Raw genomic sequence first — 22,352 nt, forward strand, 5'->3', positions numbered from 1 at the left:
CTGGGCTGGCGGGGCGGAAAGCGCAGCCGGTATAACAATGATTGTTCTGACGTGATTAAGAGGGGTGCTTGGTTTGTCGGCTGCAGTAATAGGGAGCAAAGAAGATCCGGAGCGTTATCGGCCGGACCCGTCGGTGAAGGTTGCGCTGACGACCCCGCGGATCTTGGTTCGGGAGATGCTCGCCGGGCTGGTGGTGGGGCTGGCGCTGATCCCGGAGGCGATCTCTTTTGCGGTTATCGCGGGCGTGGATCCGAAGGTAGGGCTTTTCTCGGCTTTCATCATGGCGGTAACTATTGCCTTTGTCGGCGGGCGCCCGGCGATGATCTCCGCAGCGACGGGTGCAGTGGCGCTGGTGGTCGCGCCGATTGCCCGGAACTACGGCATGGACTACCTGATCGCCACCGTGCTGTTGGCGGGCGTGTTCCAAATCGTGCTGGCGGTGCTGGGGGTGGCGAAGCTGATGCGTTTCATCCCGCGGAGCGTGATGGTCGGGTTCGTAAACTCCCTGGCAATCCTTATCTTTTCGGCGCAGATCCCGGAGCTCATTGATGTGCCTTGGCTGGTCTACCCGCTGGTGGCGCTGGGGATCTTGCTGCTGGTGTTCTTCCCGAAGTTAACTACGGCCATTCCGGCGCCGCTGGTTTCCATCGTGGTCGTCACGGTGCTGGTGGTGGCCTGTTCCATTTCCGTGCCGACGGTGGGCGACAAGGGTGAGCTGCCACGCAACCTGCCGGAGCTGTTCATCCCCCAGGTGCCGTGGACGTGGGAGACGCTGCAGATCATCGCGCCCGTAGCTTTCGCGATGGCGCTGGTGGGGCTGATGGAGTCTCTGATGACGGCGAAGCTGGTGGACGAGATCACCGATACCCACTCCAACAAGACCCGCGAGAGCTTCGGTCAGGGTATAGCAAACATTGCTTCCGGCCTGTTCGGTGGAATGGGCGGTTGCGCGATGATCGGCCAGACGATGATCAACGTGAAGGCGTCGGGCGCGAGGACTCGCATTTCTACCTTCATGGCGGGCGTTTTCTTGCTCTTCCTGCTGCTGGTGCTGGGGGACATTGTGGCGATCATTCCGATGGCAGCGCTGGTTGCGGTGATGGTGATGGTTTCTGTGGGCACTTTCGACTGGCACTCGATTAAGCCGTCGACGTTGAAGCGGATGCCGAAGAGCGAAACCTTCGTGATGGTGCTCATCGTTGTGGTGGTTGTGGCCACCCACAACCTGGCGATCGGCGTGGTGGTAGGCGTGATGATGGCCAGTGTGATGTTCGTGCGCCGCGTGGCTCACCTGATTGATGTGCGTCGCGAGGTTGATGACGCCGCCGCTTTGGTTCGCTACACGGTCGAGGGACAGCTGCTGTTTGCATCTAGCAACGACCTCACCACGCAGTTTGAGTACGCGCAGGACCCAGATCGGGTTGTTATTGATTTCTCGAAGTCCAACATTTGGGACGCTTCTTCGGTGGCTGCGCTGGACACCATTGAGAACAAGTACCGGCAGCGTGGAAAGACGGTAGAGTTTGTGGGGATGAACGAGTTCTCCTCGGCCTTCCATACGCGCCTGACGGGCGAGCTGGGTGGCGAAGGCTAGTGGCAGATCTGACAGGTCAGGAACAGACCGGGGTAGGCGGGGTAGTGCTGAAGTTTGATGCCCTGAAGTCTGAGGTCTTCCCCAGAAGTGAGCTGTTGGCGCTGGCCACGGAGCGGGGCTTGGTGGCCATAGAGTTTGCACACTTACGGCAGGGCAGTGGCGCGGCTGAGTGGCAGGGGCGAGAATTGCCACCTGCCGAGGGTGCGGCCGCTCAGCACCTGGAGGAGGCTGTGAGGCAGCTGGGGGAGTACCTCGCGGGGGAGCGGCGGGACTTCACCGTGCCCGTTGACCTCGGTGGCGTGACTACTCCCTTCCGGCGCCGGGCGACACAGGCCCTGGCGCAGATCCCGTACGGGGAGACCATTACATATGCCCAGCTGGCGGCTCTGGCGGGCAATCCACGGGCCGTGCGTGCCGCCGCCTCGGCGTGCGCACGCAACCCGCTGCCGATTCTGTACCCCTGCCACCGGGTTATCCGCAGCGACGGGAGCCTCGGCGAGTACCGGGGTGGCACGGAGACCAAGAGGGCGCTGCTGGAGATGGAGCGCGCTCTCTGATTTTGCGCGTTAATTGCGCGCGGCAACTTCGCGCGTTAGTTTCGCACATTCACCTCCGGGGACCACATGTAGGAACTGTGGGCGTCGGTCTCCCCGCGGCTCATGAGGTAGAGGTCCAGGATTCGGCCCCAGCCGTAGCTGCTCCAGCTGTTGGAGTCTGAAGCGCCGGATCCTGAAGCGCCGGAGTTAGGGGCAAAGTCTGGCGAAGCGGGATCCTTGCCGTGCACCCCAAACCCCGGGGTGGTGGTCAGCCGGATCATGTCGCCGGGCACGTGCTCGTTGATGACCTGGCCGTGGCTACTGTGCCCATCCGGCGACTCATCCGGCGGTGCAATCAGCTTCAGATCCTCGGCGTGCTGTGCGTGCACACCGGGGCTGCCCCAGAAGCGCACCTCGTCGGCGGTGAGCCCCTCGCTGCCTTTCGCCGCGGCCTCCCCGACCACGACCGAACCGTAGCTATAGCCCACCACCTGCAGCTTTGCGTGAGGGTTCCGCTCACGTAGCTGGCGCTGGTGCTCTCGCAGCGCGGTGGCGCCCTCCTGCGCTGGCGCCCGGGAGATCGCGCCGGGCAGATCCCCCGGAGCCGAGTAGCCATGCCATGCCACCACCGCCACGTTCCTGCCGTGCGCCGCGGCATCCACAGCCGTCGCCCGCGCCCACGCCTCGGTGCGTGACAGCGCGTCCGCATTGCTCGACCCCACGCCGCTGACCAGCGTAATCACCTCGTCGGCGCCCTCGGCATCACCGACGGTCACCACCGGCCCGTGCTGCGTATCCACCCTCTGCACCGGAGGCAGGTTCTGGGGACCTTTTATTGAAGACGCCCCCTCGACCTCACCGACCCCAACATCACTTCGGGGTGGCGCGACCGTGCCACTGATCGCGGAGATTGCGGTGCCGGACACCCGATCCAGCACACTGGCCAGCTGGAGAGCCCCGCGCAGAGTATTGGTCAGCACCAGCGCCAGGTTCTGCGCGGCCTCGCCAATGCCGGGGATCAAGGCCAGGTGGCGGGCGGAAACCTCCCCGTCCTGGTGCACCGACATCAATGCTCCTCGGGCCAGCCCCACGGTCATGCGCACCACAGACCGGGTGGGGCCCAGAACGTCGGCGTGGGTGCCCGCCAGCTGGCCGATGGTGCTGCTACTGAAGCCGGCGGTATCCAGCTGGTTCGCGGCAGAATCGGTGGCGTGGCCGGCGGCGTCCGCGGCCTGGCCGGACCAGTCCGCGCCCCACTTGGCCTGCTCCCGGGCGTTCGCAGCGTGGCGGGATGTCTTGTCGCCATTGCGGGTGAAGAGGTCGGCGGCGGAGCGCAGGGCCTCTACGTTTGCGGCCTTTAGGGCGTCTACGGTGACTGTGCTGGTTGCTGAACTGATCATCGGCCGGCCCCCGCGAAGGCATCGGAGCCGTCGGTGTCGGCGGTGTTTACGTTGTCGGCATACACGCCGATGGTGCGGCCCATGTTCGACAGCTGGCGGCCGAACCCCGTGAAGGCCGCGTGGAGCCGGTCGGCGGCCGTATCGATGGCCCGCGTGGTGGCGCCGCCCGGAATGTCCGGTGCGGATGCGTTGGCCACCGAATAGCCAGCTGAGGCACACTGCACTCCGTCCTCGTTAATCACCTCGCAGCGCCCGTGGACTGCTGCTGTATCCAGCGCCATCGTGTCCAAATAGTCCAAAAATCCCATCGTCGAATAGTTCACGTGCTTACCCCCTGGAGATCGCGACCTGCTTTCTGGGAGTGAGTGTAGGGAGGCTAGGGGCGTCAAAAAAGAAAAATTCTTCGGGGCTGTGGATAACTCAGCTTTATCCACAGGGCCAGCGATATGCCCTTATGAAAAGGGGGCGCGATGTCGGCAATGTCGCTAGGGTGGACTGTATGCGTATCGCTGTCATCCAGATGAAGGCCGAACCGGACGTGGAAGCCAACCTGGCTCGCATCCTGAAGTACATCGCGTCCGGCGCGGCAAACGGTGCCGACCTGGTCGTTTTCCCCGAGGCGGCCATGTTCCCCTTCGATAGCGGGCGGCTGGATACCGTCGCCCAACCGCTGGATGGGCCGTTTGCCCAGGCGATTATCGACACGGCCAAGAAGCACGGCACCACCGCCGTCGTCGGCATGTTCACCCCGGCCGACACGGTCTACCGCACCCCGAGTGGGCAGCTGGTGGAGGAACAGCCCAGCGACTCCCCGGAGGCCAACCAGTTCCGCCGTGTGAACAACACCCTGCTGGTCGCCGGGCCGGACTACGTGACGCACTACGACAAGATTCATACCTACGATGCCTTCGGCTACCGCGAGTCCGATACCGTCAAGCCGGGTAAGCGCCGGGTAGTCATCGACGTCGGTGGCGTGGGCGTGGGCCTGGCCACCTGCTACGACATCCGCTTCCCCGGCCACTTCGTGGCTATGGCTGCCGCGGGCGCGAAGGTGATGGTTGTGCCTTCTAGCTGGGCTGATGGTCCGGGCAAGCTGGAGCAGTGGCGCGAGCTCACCGCGGCCCGCGCGCTGGATTCCGCCAGCTACCTGATCGCCGCGGGCATGGCACGCCCGGGCTCGCCGGAGCGCTACGGTACTGCGGATGGCCCCACCGGAATCGGCCACTCTGTGGCGATTGGTCCGAACGGCGCCCGGCTGGCGGAGACCGGCTACGCAGCCCAGGTGCTGACCATCGACATTGACCCGAACTACGTGGACAAGGTTCGCAAGAACCTGCCCGTACTGGAAGGCCACCACACCGACCGTGAGCTCGGCGTGGGGGTCGATCTGGTCGGCGACGTGGAGGAAGCTCAGCCGCTGAAGTAGCAGGAGCGGCCGAAGCAGCTAGGGCACGTCGAAACGCAGCTGCTTGCGGTTCGCGCCAGCGCGGAGGAACGCCTCCACGGTGTGGCGCTTCATCTCCGGACCACCCGTGATCAGCACCTCGGCATCGCGCCACGAACCGCGCTCGGCGGCCACATCCCCCACCAAGCCGCGGGCGGTGTAGGCCTCGAAGCCCTCCGGAGCGGGCGTATCCTCCTGCACCACCAGGTACAAATCCAACCAATCGAAGGCATCCTCGAAGCCCACTAGGCCCTTCCACTCGTAGAGCTCGTCCGGGTTCTGCGCGCCGAAGAACAGCTGCACCATCGGCGGGCGCTCCTCTGACTGGATGAGGTCCAGCAGGATCGCCCGCACCGGCGCCAGACCCGTGGAACCAGCCACCATCACCACCGGCTTCTCGCCCGAAATCTGTAGGTCGCCATATGGATTGGCTACCACCCACTGCTCGCCGGGCTGGGAGCCCTCCACGATCGCACGCGAAAACGGCCCGACGGCGCGGACGTGAAACTCCACCAGACCGTCCTCGTTGAAAGGAATCGCCGGGGAAAGCGCCCGCCACAGCTGCGGAGTATGCGGAGTGCGGACCTCCACATGCTGGCCGGACCAATACGGCAACGGCGGATCCATCTGCGTGCGGATCACGGCGATGGCGTCACAAGGATGAAGCACCTCGAGCACCTGCGCGGCCGAGGTCGCAGGCAGGCCGGCCTCCTCGTCCTCGAGTGCACCGTAGGCAAGCAGGCTACATCCGAGGTTGATTGTGTTGCTGAGCTTTTTTGTGACGCCAATATGCTCCCCAACAGCCTCCACCAACGCGGACTCTAGCGCCTCATAATGCTGAGAACCCACGCCGAACTTGCGGAAATCCCTGCCAGTAGCGACCAGGAACTCGGCCTGGTCGGAGGCGAACTCGCCGCCGTGGGTGATGCCGCGCAGGACGAAGCGGATGGTGCGGTCCAGGTAGGCCTCGTCCAGCGCCATCGTCTGGGAGAAATCCGGGGTGGGGTTCGCGTATTCGGCGCCCGCGACGTGCGGAAAGTGCACGGCCATGGGCTTGGGATCCATTGCGTGCAGCTTTGCGTGGGTGAGCTGGACCAGGTCGTGGCGGTGTTCTTCAATGAGTGCGAGGAACTCTGCGAAGGTGTATTCGTCGGACGAAGAGTGGCGTGCCACGAACTCGAAGTCTCCTTGTTCTACAGGGGCGGGCTGAGGCAACCGGGGTGAGGGGCCGGTCGGTTGTTCCTCATTGTCGCACCCGAACCTGTGAATTGGAACTCCCCTATTGGAAAGCAGGATTGCCGAGCTGTTGCGGGGCAGTGTGGTACTCGATTGGGGTATCGGAGAAGTTGATCGGGTTGCGAACGCTGCGCATGCCCTCGACTTCGACGATGGGATCCAGGCCTAAGGATTCTGCGAACTCGAAGGCCTGCTTGATGTTGTTCACCGGGCCGGCGGGTACCCCGGCAGCGCGTAGCTTCTGGAACCACTCCTGGGCGCCGGACTTAGACAACGCACCTTCGATGATCTCCGCCAACTCGGCACGGTGAGCGACACGGTCGCTGTTGGTGGCGAAGCGGGCGTCATCAATAAACTCCTCGAGCCCCAGCACTCGACAGGTCCGGTGGTACAGCGAGTCGTTGCCCGCGGCGATGGCGAGGTCGCCCTCCTGCGTCTTAAAGACCTGGTAGGGGGCGATGGAAGGGTGAGTGTTGCCCATCGCTTTGCCGATGACGCCCGCGCCGACGAACGCGCTGGCCTGGTTGGCCAGGGAGGACAGCAGGGTGTGCAGCAGGTTGATCTCGATGTGCTGGCCCTTGCCGGAGGATGTGCGGGAATGCAAGGCGGCGAGGATGCCCATGCCCATGTGCAGGCCGGTGAGGACATCCACCAGCGCCACGCCGACCTTGACGGGGTGGCCCTCCTCGCCGTTGATGGACATGAGGCCGCCGACGGCCTGCACCATCAGGTCGTAGCCGCCGATGTCCGCGCCCTTGCCGGAGCCGAAGCCGGAGAGGGAGGCGTAGATCAGGCCCTCGTTGTGCTGGCGGAGCGTTTCGTAGTCCAGCCCCATGCGCTCCATCGTGCCGGGGCGGAAGTTCTCCACCAGGATGTCGGCTTCCGCGGCGATGCGGCGGGCCTGCTCGCGGCCCTCGTCGGTGGAGAGGTCGATCTCCACGGACTTCTTGTTGCGGTTTACTCCGGCGAAATAGGTGGACATGCCCTGCGCGTTGACGGGGGGCGCCCACGAGCGAGTGTCGTCGCCGACACCCGGACGCTCGATCTTGATGACCTGCGCGCCCATGTCCGCCAGCATCATGGTCGCGTAGGGGCCGGCGAGGACGCGGGAGAAATCGGCCACGACGATGCCTTCGAGGGGGCCCATAGGTTCCTTTCTGGTTGGGGAAGGTTGGGTTGGGGTGGGGGAGGAGTGGGTGGGGGCTGGGGTGCGTGGGGCTTAGCGGAATGCGCCCTTGCCGGTGAGGGCCTGGCCGATGATCAGCTGGTGCATCTCGGCGGTGCCCTCGTAGGTCAGCACGGACTCCAGGTTGTTGGCGTGGCGCAGCGGCGAGTACTCCAGGGTGATGCCGGAAGCGCCTAGGAGGGTGCGGCACTCACGGGCGATTTCCAGGGCCACGCGGGTGGAGTTCAGCTTGCCGACGGAGACCTGGTGCGGGGCGAGCTCGCCCTTATCCTTCAGGCGGCCGAGCTGCAGGGCCAGCAGGACGGACTTGTTGAGCTCGACGGACATGTTGGCCAGCTTCGCCTGGGTGAGCTGGTAGCTGGATAGGGACTTGCCGAACACCTCGCGGGTCTCGGTGTACTCGATGGCGGTTTCCAGGCTGTCGCGGGCAGCGCCCAGGGCACCCCAGATGATGCCGTAGCGGGCTTCGTTTAGGCAGGTCAGCGGACCGCGGAGGGTGTCGATCTTCGGTAGGCGCTGGGAATCCGGCACGCGGCAGTTATCCAGCACGATCTCGCCGGTGATGGAGGCGCGCAGCGAGAGCTTCTTGTGGATCTCCGGGGCGGTGAAGCCCTCCATGCCCTTCTCCAGGATGAAGCCGGCGAAGCCATCCTCGGTGCGGGCCCAGACGACGGCCACGTCGGCGACAGGGGAGTTGGTGATCCACATCTTGGTGCCGTTGAGGACCCACTCGTCGCCGTCGCGGGTTGCGCGCGTCTTCATGGACGCCGGGTCGGAGCCGGCATCGGGCTCCGTTAGGCCGAAGCAGCCCAGGTACTCACCGGCGGCCATCTTCGGAAGGTACTTTTCCTTCTGCTCCTCGGAGCCCCAGTGGTGGATGGCGAACATGGCCAGGGAGCCCTGGACGGAGACGAAGGAGCGCAGGCCGGAATCCACGGCCTCGATCTCCATGCAGGCCAGGCCGTAGGCGACGGCGGAGGCTCCGGGGCACTCGTAGCCTTCCAGGTGCATGCCCAGTGCGCCGAGCTGTCCGAACTGCGGGCCGAGCTCCTTGGCGGGCAGGGTGCCGTTTTCGAACCACTCTTGCACGTTGGGCTTGAGGGATTTGTTGGCGAAGTCCGCCATGGCTTCTTGCAGCATGCGCTCTTCGTCGGAGAGCAGGCTGTTGAAGGAAGTGAGGTCAAGCGGGGAGGAAGTCATGCCAGTCTTTTCCTTACGTATATAGGTAGCGGGATACTGATTTGCGTAGTATTGAGTGTAGGGGAAGTTGTTTCGTTCCGAAAGGCTTTTTCGAAAAATTCCTCTACTATCGTCATAATTAACCGCCGCCCCAAGCCGAAAGGAACCCCCAATGCCCGACGCGCCCCACCCCGAGTCCGCGCCGCGGTTCCCCTTTCCCATCGACCAGCAGCCCGGTAGGTCCCACCACCGCACCGTAGACCGTATTGCGGACATCCTGGAGTTCGTGGCGCGCAACCCGCAGCCGCGCGGGCTCACGGATATTTCCAAGGCCATCGGCGCGCCGGTAAGTTCCACCCAATCCCTGGTGAATGGCCTGGTCGCGGCCGGCTACCTGGAGGAACGGGATAAAGCCTTCCGGCTGGGGCTGGCCCCGTATCTGCTGAGCACCCTCGCCGGTAGCCGCCCTGTGGATCAGGTCACCCACGAGATGCTGGAAGACGTGGTGGAAGAGACAGGCTATATCGCCGTGTTGGCGTCATTGGTAGGCGATAATGTCTACTACCTCGACTATGCGCTGTCGGATCCCGAGTTCGAGTACCTGGCGCAAAACCGGCTGCAGCGCCCGCCGCTCGAGACGTCGGCGGGATGGGCGATCCTCTCCGGGCTGGGGCACGAGCAAGTGTGGGGGATTCTGGCGGCGTCCGAGAGCTCGCAGGAGACCATCAATAAGTTCCAGCGCTGGTACCCAGACATGCGCGCGACCGGCGAATGCGTGGCCCCCGGCGTGGCTTTGAACGGTGCGGATGGTGTGGCCGTGCGTGTCGAGAACCAGGGGGTGGCGGTGGCCTCGGTGTCCGTCATTGCCTCGACCGAGCAGATCGCGCGCGACGCGGATCGGATTATTGAGGTTTTAAGACGCCACAGTGCCCGCTGGAACCGTTAGCAGTTTAAGCTGAGTTCGTCGTTGAAGAAGTGGCGGTGATTCGCCAGTCCTCTCCCTGGGGGAGGGCGTGCAAGATGGTTTCAAAGGCGCTGGAGATTAGTGCGGGGCGAAAGCTTTCCGCGTAGTACGCCTCCTTGGAAACCTCTTTTCCACCGGAGAATGCGGTGATCTTCCCTCGTTGCTTCATGTGGTGACGAGAGATGGTCTGTTCGAGCGATTTGACGGAGCTGGCCCAAGGTTCGTCCTGTTCATATGCGTTGACGCTTCGCTCGCAAGCGGAGATAGCTTCGATATCGGAAACTGAAGGTATGCCGAAGTCGGAAATCGCGCTCATACTGATGGAGTGGAGAGCTGAGAGCGCGGAACTTGGCAATGCGGAGTCCCACACGGCAAATAACGGGCGAAGAGGGAAGCGATCCTCTTTCGATCGCACGGTTAAGTGTGCGCGAATAGTCTGCAGATCTTCAATAGTGTCGTGGGTAGCATCATTAATTTCCCAAAGGCTAAGAGGGATTACCTTTCCGTCGGAATCGCCGGTGTAGGAAAAACCCAGGGATAATTCGGCCCAGCGAAAACGGTCGAAAAAGAGGTCGGGATCCACTTTCTCTTCGGTGAAGGTGGATGCTTGCAGGATAATGTAGCGATCTTTGTACATATGGATCACACTCCGCAAGGTAGTGGCACTTCGTATCCACGGCGAATTCCCGGGGGATCAGGATAGTTATTGATGTCCACGTCTACATCGCCCCGGAAAACTGTTCGGTCGTGATTCTTGCATACAGCGCGCGCAGTGGCTCTGTTTCCTCGACCGCCTCCTCCGGGAATTGCGTGTTTGGTGCCGACTCCTACTTTTCGGAACCAACGATCACGGGGGCCTTTTGCCCATAGTTCGATGCGGACGGTGGCAGTTCTCGCTGGGCCGGAAATCTGGTTCCACCATCCATGGACGCTAGCTGCTCTGGCGCCTCGAGAGGAAGAGATGTGAGGCCAATCGGAACGAGATTCGAATCTGAAAGGCTTGGGAAAAATGCCGTATGTGGTGACTTGCTTTTGCTCTGTGGAGCTACTGACATCTGCTGCAGACGGCGTAATGATGCTGGCTTCAGATGCTTTGGCCTGTGCAGAAGGGGGGAATATCGTCATGGTGCATAGAAAGCTTAACAAGCAGGCTATTGTTTTCTTCATTTGTAATCCTCGCGGGATGGGGCGACTGGGCTGAGAAATCGCTCGGCACCGATGGCGAACGTGATCACAAGCTCTGTGCCGATGTGGGCTAATGCTTATGTGCGACTATTGTATGCGAGACATCGGCGGAGTGGGCGATTCTTTAGGAGGTGGCGGTGGCCTCGGTGTCCGTCATTGCCTCGACCGAGCAGATCGCGCGCGACGCGGATCGGATTATTGAGGTTTTAAGACACCACAGCGCCCGCTGGAACCGTTAAGCGGCTAACTCCGGCACCCACAACACCAGCTGGGGCCACAGCAGGAAGGCCAGGGCGATAACCAGCATGATCACGACATAGGGGAATGCTCCCTTGAACACGATCATGGGGTTGATACGTACGGCCTTCGAGACGACGAATACGTTCAGACCCATGGGCGGGGTGACCATTCCGGTCTCCGCCAGCAGCACGATGAAGATGCCGAACCAGACGGGATCGTAACCCAGCGCTTCGACGATAGGCAGGGTCACTGGCACGGTCAGGGCGATGATGGCGATCTGGTCCATGAAGAAGCCCAGGATCAGGTACACCGCGCCGATCAGCACCATGACGACCAGCGGGTGCAGGGAAGACTCGCCGATGGCGCTGACCAGCTTCGGGGTGACGCGCGTTTCGGTGAGGAAGTGCCCCAGCACGTGCGCGGACATGATGATGGCGAAGATCATGCCGGTGGTCTTCACCGTCTCCAGCACGGTTTCGCCGAACTTCTTGGTATCCCAGCGGCCTTTCGCGATCACCAGGATTAGCGCGGCCAGTACGCCCAGCGCGGCGGCCTCCGTGGGTGTGGCGATGCCGGTGAAGATGGATCCGACCACCGCCAGGAAAATCAGCAGCAGCGGGGAAGACTTCAGCAGCTGCATTCCCTTTTCCTTGAAAGGAACCGACTCGCCCTGCGGGGCGCGGGAGCGGTCCTTCAGGAAGCCGATGTACATCACCAGCACCAGGCCCATAGCGACAACCAGGCCGGGGAAGAAGCCCGCGACCAACACGTCGCCCACGGGAGCCTCCGCGGTGATCGCGTAGAAAACCAGGATGATCGACGGTGGGATCATCGCCGCCAGCGTGCCGACCACTGCCACCAGGCCGGTGGCGGTGCCCTTGTGGTAGCCCTCCTCGATCATGCGGGTAGAGGAGGTCTGCGCCAACGTGGCCGCAGCGGCGGTGGACGATCCCGAGACAGCTGCGAACGCGGTGCCTGCGCCGATGGAGGCGATGGCGGTGCCTCCGGGGATGCGGCCGACGAGCGCCTTGGCGGCGTCAAAAACAGAATCCAAAAGACCAGACATCAGCATCAGCTGCGCCATCAGGATGAACAGCGGCACGGCGGACAAAGAGTTGGAACGCACGGCCGCGAACGGTGAGGTTTCCATGGTGGCGATGGCCAGCTCGACTCCGCCGAGGGCGATCAGGCCGATCGTGGCCGTGCCGAAGATGGCGAAGCTGACGGGGACGCGCAGGGTGATCAGCACGACCAGCAGCACAACGATAGTAAGCGCAAGCATGGTTTAAACCTCTTCCTCGCCGGGGTCGTAGTCGGTGTATGGGCGATCCCACGGGGTGATCAGTTCGCGCACAAAGTCCAGCGCGGCGACGAAGGCGCACAGGGCGGCGGCGATGGGCACGATCACGCGGTAGGTCCAGTCGGGAGTGGCCAGGTCAGCCATGCCGGGCAGAGTGGCGTGGCCCAGGGAGAACGCCATGTAGGTTTCGTTCCACCCGCCGATGAAGACGAAGATCATGGAGATGACAACGGCCAGGTGGATCAGTAGCAGAATGGTCTTCTGCACTTTGGGCGCGAACTTGCTGAACAGCGATTCCACGGCGATGTGCGTGCCCGTGCGGTACGTGGTGACCAGCCCGAAGAACGCGGTGATCGGCAGCAGGTAGCGCTCGGTGACGGAGATGTTCCAGCCCAGGGGAGCGCCGAAGAACTCGCGCGCTACGATCTCGGCCAAAGTGACCAGCGCCAGCCCGAGGATGGCCACGCCGGCGATCCAGGCGCACACTGCGGAGACCGCGTTTTGGATCTTGTCGAAGCCCGGGTGGTCCTCGGTGTGGTAGCCGTATGTGCTGCGATCGGCGGTGCCGTGGTGGCCGACGCGGATGAAGTTGCTGCTGGTCATGATTGCTCCTTCTTTGCTTCCGCTCGGGTCTTCGGGTCGGTGACGCCCGCACCCGCGCGATCCGCATGGCGCTTCAGCGCGTCCTCGAAGTCGTCCACGACCCGCTGGGCGGGGTGCCCCTTGGATTCGGCGACTTCGATCCACTTGTCCAGGACGGGCTGGGAGGTGTTCTCCCACTCCTTGGCCGTTTCGCCGTCGGTGACGTCGTAGAAGCGCACGCCGGCATCCTTCATCTTCTGCACGGAGTCTTCGCGCGCTGCGTTGAGTTCTTCGCAGACGGACTGCTGGGATTTGTCCGCCGCATCGGTCAGCGCCTTCTTTTGCTGGTCGTTCAGTCGGTTCCAGGTATCCAGGTTGATGCCGTAGAAGAAGGTGAAGTTGCCCTGCTGGGCGCCATAGGTGCTGGCGTGGACCACGTCCTCCAGCCCGTAGGGGGTGATGGAGATTGGGCTGGCGAGCGTGCCTTCGACGGTGCCGCGCGCCATTGCCTCGTACATGTCGCCGATGGGCATGCTCACGCCGGCGGCGCCGATCTCGTCGATCACGCGGTCCAGGGCGCCGCCGGTGGAGCGGAGCACCGCGCCCTGGAAGTTGTTAGGATGCGACGGATCCTGGCCGGCCGTCACGGCCTCGTAACCGGGGATGGAGCCGGTCCAGAGCGGCATGAACTTCATGGGCTTGAGCTCTTCTTCGTAGAGGACGCCCCCTGGTTTCACCAGGTCGCGTAGCGCGTAGGCGGTCACGCATGCATCGGAGCTGAACCCCGGAAGGTCGCCCACACTGCTGAGCGGGAAGCTGGAGCTGACGTAGGAGGGGGAGATGACCGCCATGTCGACCACGCCACTGCGTACGACGGAGGGGATGTCGGCCTGCTTGCCCATCTGCCCGGAGGCGTAGTACTCGACGTCCACGGAAGAGTCTTTTTCCAGCTGGTCGAGGAAGGGCTGAGTGCCGCCCGTGCCGACGGGGTGGGTGAGCGAGTAGCTATCCGCCATCTTTAGCTCCGCGGTGCTGCCGGGGGCGTAAGGCTCAGCGGGGGAGCTGGAGCAGGCGGTGAGCGCGCCGGGTAGGGCGGCCGTCATGGCGATTGCGGCGACGGCGGAGGCGACCCGGCGGCTGGGGCGGGTGCGCCGGCTTCGCGGCGTGCTTTGGTGCGGCGTGCTGTGGTGCGGGGGCGCTTTCTTTTTGTGGAGTCGTAGCATGGTCCCTTCACCCTCTCGTTACGGATACTTGTTACGGATATAGGTAATCTGTTCCCGATTTGGATAAGTTTCATCTAACCTTCAAAGCGCGCGAAAGGCGATAGTTTTCGTCGAGAAAAGTAGATCGGGGGTGAACTTGTGGGGTAAATCACACTCATATACGTAAATTGAGTGGAATAGACTCAAGGTTGTGGTGGTTGAGTCAGGTGTACTCAAGTAAAGTCGGGAGCGTGCAACCGCGACCGGCATGAAGCCGTAGGAGGTAGATGTAGAAATGACGAGCTTCAACCCCACCACAATGACCCAGTCTGCAATGCAGGCTGCACTCCAGGATGCCTCCGCCAAGGGCAACCCGGACATCCGACCGGCGCACCTGCTCGTTGCGCTGCTGGAGCAGGAAGATTCCATCGCCCTGCCCGTGCTGCAGGCTGCAGGCGTGGAGCCGCAGACAATCGCGGCAAAGGCCAAGAACCTGGTCGCTGGATACCCGCAGGCCACCGGTAGCGAGATGGCAAATCCGCAGTTCAACCGCGACGCGCTGAACGCACTGACCGCCGCCCAGGAGCTGGCAGAACAGCTGGGCGATACTTATGTTTCCACCGAGGTTCTGCTGGCCGGTATTGCCAAGGGCAACTCCGACGCAGCCAAGGTGATGCACGAGGCAGGTGCCACCTTCGAGGCCATCCGCGGTGCTTTCGAATCCGTTCGCGGCAACCGGAAGGTCACCACCGAGGAGCCGGAAGGCCAGTTCCAGGCACTGGAGAAGTACTCCACCGACCTGACTGCACGCGCCCGCGAAGGCAAGATCGACCCCGTGATCGGACGTGACCAGGAGATCCGGCGAGTCGTCCAGGTGCTCTCCCGTCGCACGAAGAACAACCCTGTGCTCATTGGCGAGCCTGGCGTCGGTAAAACCGCAATCGTCGAAGGCCTGGCCCGCCGCATCGTCGCTGGCGATGTGCCCGAGTCCCTGCGCGGCAAGAAGCTAATCAGCCTGGACCTGGGCTCCATGGTCGCCGGCGCGAAATACCGCGGCGAATTCGAGGAGCGGCTGAAGGCTGTGCTGGACGAGATTAAGGAGGCCGAGGGCGAGGTCATCACCTTCATCGACGAGCTGCACACCATCGTCGGTGCCGGTGCGGGCGGCGATTCCGCCATGGACGCCGGAAACATGATCAAGCCGCTGCTGGCTCGTGGCGAACTGCGACTGGTCGGCGCGACCACTCTGGACGAGTACCGCAAGTACATCGAAAAGGATGCCGCGCTGGAGCGCCGCTTCCAGCAGGTTTATGTCGGCGAGCCGACGACGGAGGACACCATCGGTATTCTGCGTGGCCTGAAAGAGCGCTACGAGGTGCACCACGGCGTGCGTATCCAGGACTCCGCGCTGGTGGCGGCCGCGACCCTGTCGGATCGTTACATCACCAGCCGCTTCCTGCCGGATAAGGCCATCGACCTGGTCGACGAGGCTGCTTCTAGGCTGCGCATGGAGATCGACTCGCGCCCCGAGGAGATCGACAATGTGGAGCGCGTGGTTCGCCGCCTCGAGATTGAGGAGATGGCGCTGGAGAAGGAGACCGACGCTGCCTCGAAGGATCGTCTCGAGCGCCTGCGCAGCGAGCTGGCCGACGAGAAGGAGAAGCTGGCCGGCCTGACCGCCCGCTGGGAGAACGAGAAGGGCAGCATCGACAGCCTGCGCGAGCTGAAGGAAGAGCTGGATAACCTGCGCCGCGAGTCTGAGATCGCCGAGCGCGAGGGCGACTTCGCCAAGGTCGCCGAGCTGCGCTACGGGCGCATCCCGGACGTGGAGAAGAAGCTGGCCGAGGCTGAGGAGACCGTGGCCGAGCAGCAGGAAGGCATGATGCTGACCGAGGAGGTCACGCCGGATACTATCGCCGACGTGGTTTCCGCCTGGACCGGCGTGCCCGCGGGCAAGATGCTGCAGGGCGAGACCGAGAAGCTGCTGAACATGGAGCTCGTGCTGGGCGGCCGCGTGGTTGGCCAGCACCGTGCAGTCGATGCCGTGTCGGATGCGGTGCGCCGTGCGCGCGCCGGCGTGGCGGACCCGAACCGCCCGACTGGTTCCTTCCTGTTCCTAGGCCCGACGGGCGTGGGCAAGACGGAGCTGGCGAAGGCTCTGGCCGACTTCCTCTTCGACGATGAGACCGCCATGGTGCGCATCGACATGTCGGAGTACGGCGAGAAGCACTCCGTCGCCCGCCTGGTCGGTGCCCCTCCGGGATACGTCGGTTACGACGCCGGTGGTCAGCTGACCGAAGCTGTCCGGCGCCGCCCGTACACGGTGGTGCTGTTCGACGAGGTGGAGAAGGCACACCCGGACGTGTTCGACGTGCTGCTGCAGGTGCTGGACGAGGGTCGCCTGACCGATGGCCAGGGCCGGACCGTGGACTTCCGCAACACGATCCTGATCCTGACCTCTAACCTCGGTGCCGGCGGCACGGACGAGGAGGTCATGGAGGCCGTGAAGCGCGCCTTCAAGCCGGAGTTCATCAACCGACTGGACGACGTGCTGATCTTCGACCCGCTGTCTGCCGAGCAGCTGAAGTCCATCGTGTCTATCCAGGTTGGCGATTTGGCGGAGCGCCTTGCGGCCCGTCGTTTGATCCTGGATGTTACTGATGACGCCCAGTCGTGGCTGGCCGAGCATGGCTACGATCCTGCCTACGGCGCCCGGCCGCTACGCCGACTGATCCAGAAGGCGATCGGCGACCAGCTGGCCAAGAAGCTGCTGGCTGGCGAGGTGCGCGATGGCGACACGGTGCGCGTGGACATTGACCGCAGTGGCAGTGCTGGTGCTGGCGCTGACAGTGCTGGCGTGGTTGATGCTCCGGGGCTGGTCATCACCTCCCTGGGCGCCGTTGAAGATGAGGACTAATGTCTGACGGCTCTGACGGTTAAAAGCTTCTCTGAGCGGCATAAACGCCCCACCTGTTCCGGGTGGGGCGTTTTGGTCTGCTTTGAGTGGGCGCTAGGGCGTGGGGGTGACGGCACGGAGGGTGACAATGTTTGCTCAGAAAACTAGAGTGTGAGGTGCGCCACATGGCGACTGGGGGTGGTGCGCCTAGCGTGGCCACCCTTGTGCACACCCGACCTCGACTCAAAGGAGTACTCACATGACCGTCTACGCTGATCCTGGTACTGAAGGTAGCCTCGTCAATTTCAAGGAGCGCTACGATAATTTCATCGGTGGCCAGTGGGTGCCGCCTGTCGATGGCGAGTACATGGACAACGTTTCGCCCATCAACGGCGAGGTGTTTTGCCAAGTCCCACGCTCAAAGGCTGCGGACATCGAGAAGGCAATCGACGCAGCTGAGAAGGCTCAGCCCGGCTGGGGAGCGACCTCCGTACAGGACCGCGCCGCCGTCCTATTGAAGATCGCCGACCGCCTGGAAGAGAATCTAGAGATGATGGCCGTCGCTGAGACCTGGGATAACGGCAAGGCGGTGCGTGAAACCCTCACCGCAGACCTCCCGCTCGCGGTTGACCACTTCCGCTACTACGCAGGTGCCCTTCGTGCCCAGGAGGACCGCACCTCCCAGATCAGCGAAGACCTCATCGCCTACCACTTCAACGAGCCACTCGGTGTGGTCGGGCAGATCATCCCCTGGAACTTCCCGCTGCTGATGGCTGCGTGGAAGCTTGCCCCCGCCATGGCCGCTGGCAACGCCATCGTGCTGAAGCCCGCCGAGCAAACCCCGGCCAGCATCCTGCTGTTTGCAGAACTCATCCAGGACATCGTTCCGGAAGGCGTGCTGAACAGTGTGAACGGTTTGGGTACGGAGGCGGGCTCTGCGCTCACCGCCTCTGACCGCATCGACAAGATTGCGTTCACCGGCTCCACGGAAGTCGGCAAGATCATTAACAAGGCGGTCGCGGAGAAGCTCATTCCTGTCACCCTGGAGCTCGGTGGCAAGTCCCCGTCTGTGTTCTTTAGCGACATCATGGACCAGGACGACAAGTTCCGTGAAAAGTGCGTTGAGGGCCTGGCTATGTTTGCGCTGAACCAGGGTGAGATTTGCACCTGCCCGTCCCGAGCCCTGGTGCAGGAAGACATCGCCGAAGAATTCCTGGCCCTGGCCGTTGAGCGTGTGAAGTCCATCAAGGTCGGAAACCCTCTGGACACGGATGTCATGATGGGCGCACAGGCTTCCCAGGAGCAGATGGATAAGATCAGCGGCTACCTGCAGTCCGGCCCTGAGGAGGGTGCGCAGGTGCTGTGCGGTGGTGGTGTGAACGAGATCTCGGGCCGCAGTGGCGGTTTCTACATCGAGCCCACCATCTTTAAGGGCACCAATGACATGCGCCTATTCCAGGAGGAGATCTTCGGCCCGGTCCTGGCCGTGACTACCTTCAAGGACTTCGACGAGGCCATGCGCATCGCCAATGACACGGAGTACGGTCTCGGCGCAGGTGTGTGGTCCCGCAATGGCACCATTGCATACAAGGCTGGCCGTGCGATCCAATCGGGTCGCGTGTGGGTGAATAACTACCACAATTACCCAGCTCACGCGGCTTTCGGAGGCTACAAGAAGTCCGGTTTGGGCCGTGAGACCCACTTGATGATGCTCGCGCACTACCAGCAGACCAAGAACCTGCTGTGGTCCTACTCGGATGAGCCTTCGGGACTGTTCTAGTTCTTTAATTGACGCCACCCCGGCCTCCACTGCGCTCGTTGTCAGCGCATAAGGCCGGGGTGTGGCGTGTTTAGGGGACTATTCTGGCTGGTCAGCGACCTCGACGTTGTAGTGGACGTTGTCCCCATCCACAGTGTCTGCGGTGACGTCTACGCTGTATGTCTCACCGGAATCGTGCAGCTTGCACTCAATCTTCGCGCCCTCTTCCGCCTTCAGGCCGCTGGGGCATTCGATGCGCTCTGGCTTGCGGCCAACCTCCTCCTCCAGGGAATCGGAGATGCCCTTCTCCACGTCCTCCTGGGCGACCTCCTTTCCGCCGAGCAGGGAGCAAGCGCTCAGGCCGGTGACAGCCAGCGCGCCGGTCAGAAAAGCGGCGCCGATGCGCTGGGAGAGGCGGACGGAGTCAGCGGAAGTGCGGATGTTCTTCATGTGGGGCAGTCTCTTTCTCTCGTTCGTGGCTGGTGGCGTGCTGAAATGCCTCATTAGGCATCCGGGGTATGGAATGTCGCCCCTTGGCGAAATGTTCCCCAGCGTGCAGTACGCTGCACAGTTTGAACTTAACCGATGCTGAGTATGTTTGTCCGGGAAACGCAGGCGTCAATAAGAAGGTGCGATAAAATACCCAGAGCAACGGAGCGCACACAGCACAAAGAGAATAAATAGAGAATAGAAGAGGGAGCCTCCATCGACTTTACGGTCTTTGACCTGCTGATGGATGTCGGCATAATTTCGGTATTGCTGATCATCGGCACGTTCATGAGGCGCCACTTCGAATGGTTCCGCAACCTGCTGATCCCCGCGCCGATCACAGCGGGCCTGCTCGCGCTGCTCCTCGGGCCGGAGGTGCTGGGCCTGCTGCCGTTCTCCGGCGCACTGGGCGATTACTCCACTCTGCTGATCGCCGTGGTGTTCGCCTCCATGCCGTACAGCATGACTTTCGCCTCCAACGATGCCTCGAAGGCGAAGAACATGTGGGGCTTTTCCACCTCCATGTTCCTCGGCCAGTGGGGCATCTTTATGCTGCTTGGCCTGCTGGTTTTCGCACCGGTTTTCGATACTCCAGAGTGGTTCGGCATGATGCTGCCCGTCGGTTTCGTCGGCGGGTTCGGCACTGCCGCGGCCGTTGGTGGCGCGTTTGGGGATATTGGTGCGGAGGCCGCCATGTCCTTGGGGCTTCACCTCAGCGACCGTCGGCACGCTGGCCGCGATCATTGGTGGAATTATCTTCGCGAATTGGGGTATCCGCACCGGTCGAACCTCCACCCTGCCGGAGGAGCTGCCGTGGGAGCTGCGCTCGGGCCAGATCGAGGACGAAGCTAAGCAGCCCTCCATTGGTAAGGCCACCACGAACCCATCGTCGATTGAGCCGCTGGCCCTGCACGCCGGCTTCATTGCCGTGACCGTGATGTTCGCCTACATTGCGCAGCAGATCATCGGCCACTTCTTCCCGGCAGTATCGGTGCCGCTGTTTGCCCTGGCCTTCGTGGTGGGCATTGGCGGCAAGGTCTTCCTGCACGTCATCAAGCGCCCGAAGTACCTGGACCAGCAGACGGTGAAGTCGATCTCGGGCGCGTCGACGGACTTCATGATCGCCTTCGGTATCGCCTCCATTAAGCCGGACGCGGTGGCGAGCTACCTGGTTCCGCTGGCGATCCTGTTCGTGCTGGGCATTGCGTACTGCTGCCTGTTCTTCTTCGTTATTGCGCCGATGTTCTTCGGCGATGAGTGGCTGGAGCGCGGCATCTTCGGCTGGGGCTGGGCCACCGCCGCCGTGGCTACGGGTATTGCGCTGCTGAAGATCGTGGACCCGGATCTGAAGTCCGGCACGATGAACGAGTACGGCATTGCCTACGTGGGCTATGCACCGATCGAAATTGGCATGAACATTCTCGCCCCGATCGCGGTGATAGCCGGTCTTACCTGGGGTATCGGAGGTATAGCGACAGTCGCCGCGGTGGGCATTATCGTCTTCGCTGCAGTGCGGGGCTGGTTCCCAGAGAGAACAGGCAAACGCCCGGGCAAGGGGAAACGCTCCGGCAAGGCGGCCGCGGCGGGATAGCGTGCGCCGCGGCGGGATAGCGTGCGCAACATCGGCGGGCGCGAGGTTCTACACTAAGCAACTATGAGCAACTCTTCTGCCCAACAGCAGCCCGCCAGCCCCTTCGTCTCCGGTGAGGAGATGCTGGAGGCTTTCCAGCGGGGCGAACGCATGACCGTGATCGACTCGCACTGGGCGCGCACCGAAAACAGCGCCTGGGAGGCATACGTGGGGCAGCACATCCCCGGTGCCATGTTCTGTAACCCCCTGATGCACCTGGCTTCTATCCCGTCCCGCCACAAGGGCCGCAACCCTCTGCCCGAGCCGGAGCGCCTGCAGAAAAGCTTCGATGATTGGGGCATTACGGATGGTCGCCCTGTTTATATCTATGACGCCGGCGCCAACCTCTATGCGGCTCGCGCATGGTTCATTTTCCGTTGGGCTGGTGTGCAGAATGTCCGCATCCTGGACGGCGGTACTAAGTCTTGGGAGGCCGCGGGCGGCGACGTTGCCGGCGGTATCGGGGCACTGCGCGGCCGCGGCGACGTAGAGGTCCGCCCGGGCAGCATGCCGACCCTCGACCTCGAGGAAGTGGAGCAGTGGCGCGAGGAGCGCATCCTGGTGGATGCCCGCGAGCCCTCCCGCTATTCCGGCAGAAAGGAACGCTTCGACCACCAGGCGGGCCGCATCCCCGGGGCGATCAACATTCCGGTCAAGGAGCTCTTCAACAACCACAGCGAGCGCGACAGCAGCGCCAGCGGCCGCGTGAAAACTCCGGAGGAGATCCGGCAGATCCTCGCCGATAATGGTGTGACCAGCGGTGACGACGTGTGCGTGTACTCCGGCTCTGGTCTGCACTCCTCGCTGTTTATCGCTGCGATGGAGTACGCGGGCCTGCCGGGCGCGAAGAACTTTGTGGGAGGTTGGTCTCAATGGTCCGCTTCCGCCTCGCGCCCCATTGAGCGCGACTAAACTGCGGGAGTATGGATCCCAACTTCTCCCTGGATCCCCGTAGGCCTGGCCAGCAGCGCGAAGTGGCTGCGCAGAACTCCTCTGCGAAGTTTTCCGTTGTGACCCCGCTGGCGGGGACAGCCGTTAGCCTCGATTCCGTCCCCGACCCGATCCTCGCCACCGGCACCATCGGCGCCGGTGTGGCAGTGATCCCCGATGCGGGCGTGGAGGTTGTGCAGATCCTCGCGCCCATCGGGGGAGTGATGAAGCGCGTGGCGCCGAACATGTTTGTGATCCAGACGCAGCCCGCGCCTGGAGGCTTGCCCCAGGAGCCCGGCGCCCACGCCGACGACTTTCACGCGGAGATGCTGGCCGACCAGCCGTCGATCTTCATGCAGTTGGGGGTGGATACTGGGCGACTTAACGGCCAGGGATTCGACGTGCACGTCCAGGAGGGCGACCTGGTGCGTCAGGGAACTCCCGTGTGCACGTACGCTCCCCGGGAGTTGGGCCGGATGGGGTTCGATCCGGTGGTGATGGTGTTGGGGTTGCAGATGAGGGCGTCAGAAATAAAGCTAGACGTGTTCTCCGGCGAGCCTGTGATGGGCGGCGACAACCTGTTCTGGGTGTAAAGGGGGT

General features: G+C 63.0%; 18 protein-coding genes and 1 pseudogene. 9 read left to right on the top strand and 10 right to left on the bottom strand.

Annotation, left to right across the window (positions count from 1 at the left end; genetic code table 11):
- Positions 1-175: 175 nt before the first annotated feature.
- Complete coding sequence (locus QKE30_RS06415) at positions 176-1,594, top strand: SulP family inorganic anion transporter (RefSeq protein ID WP_347934402.1); 1,419 nt, start codon at positions 176-178, stop codon at positions 1,592-1,594.
- Complete coding sequence (locus QKE30_RS06420; RefSeq protein WP_239200780.1) at positions 1,594-2,151, top strand: methylated-DNA--[protein]-cysteine S-methyltransferase; 558 nt, start codon at positions 1,594-1,596, stop codon at positions 2,149-2,151. Before QKE30_RS06415 ends, QKE30_RS06420 begins: the two co-directional genes overlap by 1 nt.
- Positions 2,152-2,186: 35 nt before the next feature.
- Here the strand turns inward: QKE30_RS06420 and QKE30_RS06425 are convergent, their stop codons facing one another.
- Both QKE30_RS06425 and QKE30_RS06430 read right to left on the bottom strand, forming a co-directional pair.
- Complete coding sequence (locus QKE30_RS06425; protein WP_347934371.1) at positions 2,187-3,530, bottom strand: alpha/beta hydrolase; 1,344 nt, start codon at positions 3,528-3,530, stop codon at positions 2,187-2,189.
- Positions 3,527-3,853: a hypothetical protein gene (locus QKE30_RS06430; protein WP_297667869.1), complete on the bottom strand. Its 327-nt coding sequence runs from the start codon at positions 3,851-3,853 to the stop codon at positions 3,527-3,529. The genes QKE30_RS06425 and QKE30_RS06430 overlap by 4 nt, the downstream gene beginning before the upstream one ends.
- Before the next feature lie 176 nt (positions 3,854-4,029).
- Here QKE30_RS06430 and QKE30_RS06435 point away from each other — a divergent pair, with 176 nt between their 5' ends.
- Positions 4,030-4,956 (top strand): carbon-nitrogen hydrolase family protein, encoded by a 927-nt coding sequence (locus tag QKE30_RS06435; RefSeq protein WP_347934372.1) that lies wholly within the window; start codon positions 4,030-4,032, stop codon positions 4,954-4,956.
- Positions 4,957-4,974: 18 nt separating this feature from the next.
- Here QKE30_RS06435 and QKE30_RS06440 read toward each other — a convergent pair whose 3' ends face one another.
- The 3 genes from QKE30_RS06440 to QKE30_RS06450 all read right to left on the bottom strand — a co-directional run bounded on the left by QKE30_RS06440 (position 4,975) and on the right by QKE30_RS06450 (position 8,596).
- Positions 4,975-6,147 carry an FAD-binding oxidoreductase gene (locus QKE30_RS06440; RefSeq protein WP_347934373.1) on the bottom strand — a complete coding sequence of 391 codons (1,173 nt, stop codon included), beginning with the start codon at positions 6,145-6,147 and terminating at the stop codon, positions 4,975-4,977.
- Between the two features lie 106 nt (positions 6,148-6,253).
- On the bottom strand, positions 6,254-7,357 hold the full coding sequence (locus tag QKE30_RS06445) for a CoA transferase (RefSeq protein ID WP_239200770.1): 1,104 nt from the start codon (positions 7,355-7,357) through the stop codon (positions 6,254-6,256).
- A gap of 72 nt (positions 7,358-7,429) precedes the next feature.
- Entirely contained in the window at positions 7,430-8,596 is a 1,167-nt protein-coding gene (locus QKE30_RS06450; RefSeq protein WP_298074533.1) for an acyl-CoA dehydrogenase family protein, read from the bottom strand.
- A 151-nt stretch (positions 8,597-8,747) separates the two neighbouring features.
- On the opposite strand from QKE30_RS06450, the gene QKE30_RS06455 reads away from it, so the two are divergent.
- Entirely contained in the window at positions 8,748-9,521 is a 774-nt protein-coding gene (locus QKE30_RS06455; protein WP_239200758.1) for a helix-turn-helix domain-containing protein, read from the top strand.
- A gap of 4 nt (positions 9,522-9,525) precedes the next feature.
- On the opposite strand, the gene QKE30_RS06460 is transcribed toward QKE30_RS06455, so the two are convergent.
- From QKE30_RS06460 to dctP, 4 genes are all read right to left on the bottom strand, one after another.
- Complete coding sequence (locus QKE30_RS06460; RefSeq protein ID WP_347934374.1) at positions 9,526-10,185, bottom strand: hypothetical protein; 660 nt, start codon at positions 10,183-10,185, stop codon at positions 9,526-9,528.
- Positions 10,186-10,959: 774 nt separating this feature from the next.
- Positions 10,960-12,246: a TRAP transporter large permease gene (locus QKE30_RS06465; RefSeq protein WP_347934375.1), complete on the bottom strand. Its 1,287-nt coding sequence runs from the start codon at positions 12,244-12,246 to the stop codon at positions 10,960-10,962.
- Between the two features lie 3 nt (positions 12,247-12,249).
- Complete coding sequence (locus tag QKE30_RS06470; RefSeq protein WP_347934377.1) at positions 12,250-12,867, bottom strand: TRAP transporter small permease; 618 nt, start codon at positions 12,865-12,867, stop codon at positions 12,250-12,252.
- The gene (gene dctP / locus QKE30_RS06475; RefSeq protein WP_347934378.1) at positions 12,864-14,069 is read right to left on the bottom strand and encodes a TRAP transporter substrate-binding protein DctP; all 1,206 of its coding nucleotides are present in this window, start codon (positions 14,067-14,069) and stop codon (positions 12,864-12,866) included. Before dctP ends, QKE30_RS06470 begins: the two co-directional genes overlap by 4 nt.
- A gap of 274 nt (positions 14,070-14,343) precedes the next feature.
- Here dctP and clpB point away from each other — a divergent pair, with 274 nt between their 5' ends.
- Positions 14,344-16,965, top strand: a complete 2,622-nt coding sequence (clpB, locus tag QKE30_RS06480) for an ATP-dependent chaperone ClpB (RefSeq protein WP_347934380.1) — start codon at positions 14,344-14,346, stop codon at positions 16,963-16,965.
- Between the two features lie 238 nt (positions 16,966-17,203).
- Complete coding sequence (locus tag QKE30_RS06485) at positions 17,204-18,724, top strand: aldehyde dehydrogenase family protein (protein ID WP_347934381.1); 1,521 nt, start codon at positions 17,204-17,206, stop codon at positions 18,722-18,724.
- 78 nt (positions 18,725-18,802) lie between these two features.
- On the opposite strand, the gene QKE30_RS06490 is transcribed toward QKE30_RS06485, so the two are convergent.
- Positions 18,803-19,153, bottom strand: a complete 351-nt coding sequence (locus QKE30_RS06490) for a DUF4333 domain-containing protein (RefSeq protein ID WP_347934382.1) — start codon at positions 19,151-19,153, stop codon at positions 18,803-18,805.
- A 255-nt stretch (positions 19,154-19,408) separates the two neighbouring features.
- On the opposite strand from QKE30_RS06490, the pseudogene QKE30_RS06495 reads away from it, so the two are divergent.
- From QKE30_RS06495 to QKE30_RS06505, 3 genes and pseudogenes are all read left to right on the top strand, one after another.
- Positions 19,409-20,783 (top strand): annotated as a pseudogene (locus tag QKE30_RS06495) (sodium/glutamate symporter).
- 63 nt (positions 20,784-20,846) lie between these two features.
- Complete coding sequence (locus tag QKE30_RS06500; RefSeq protein ID WP_347934383.1) at positions 20,847-21,734, top strand: sulfurtransferase; 888 nt, start codon at positions 20,847-20,849, stop codon at positions 21,732-21,734.
- An 11-nt stretch (positions 21,735-21,745) separates the two neighbouring features.
- Positions 21,746-22,345, top strand: a complete 600-nt coding sequence (locus QKE30_RS06505) for a PTS glucose transporter subunit IIA (RefSeq protein WP_239200740.1) — start codon at positions 21,746-21,748, stop codon at positions 22,343-22,345.
- Positions 22,346-22,352 lie beyond the last annotated feature (7 nt).

It is taken from the genome of Corynebacterium sp. c24Ua_83 (genome assembly GCF_039907245.1).
Classification (GTDB): Bacteria; Actinomycetota; Actinomycetes; order Mycobacteriales; family Mycobacteriaceae; genus Corynebacterium.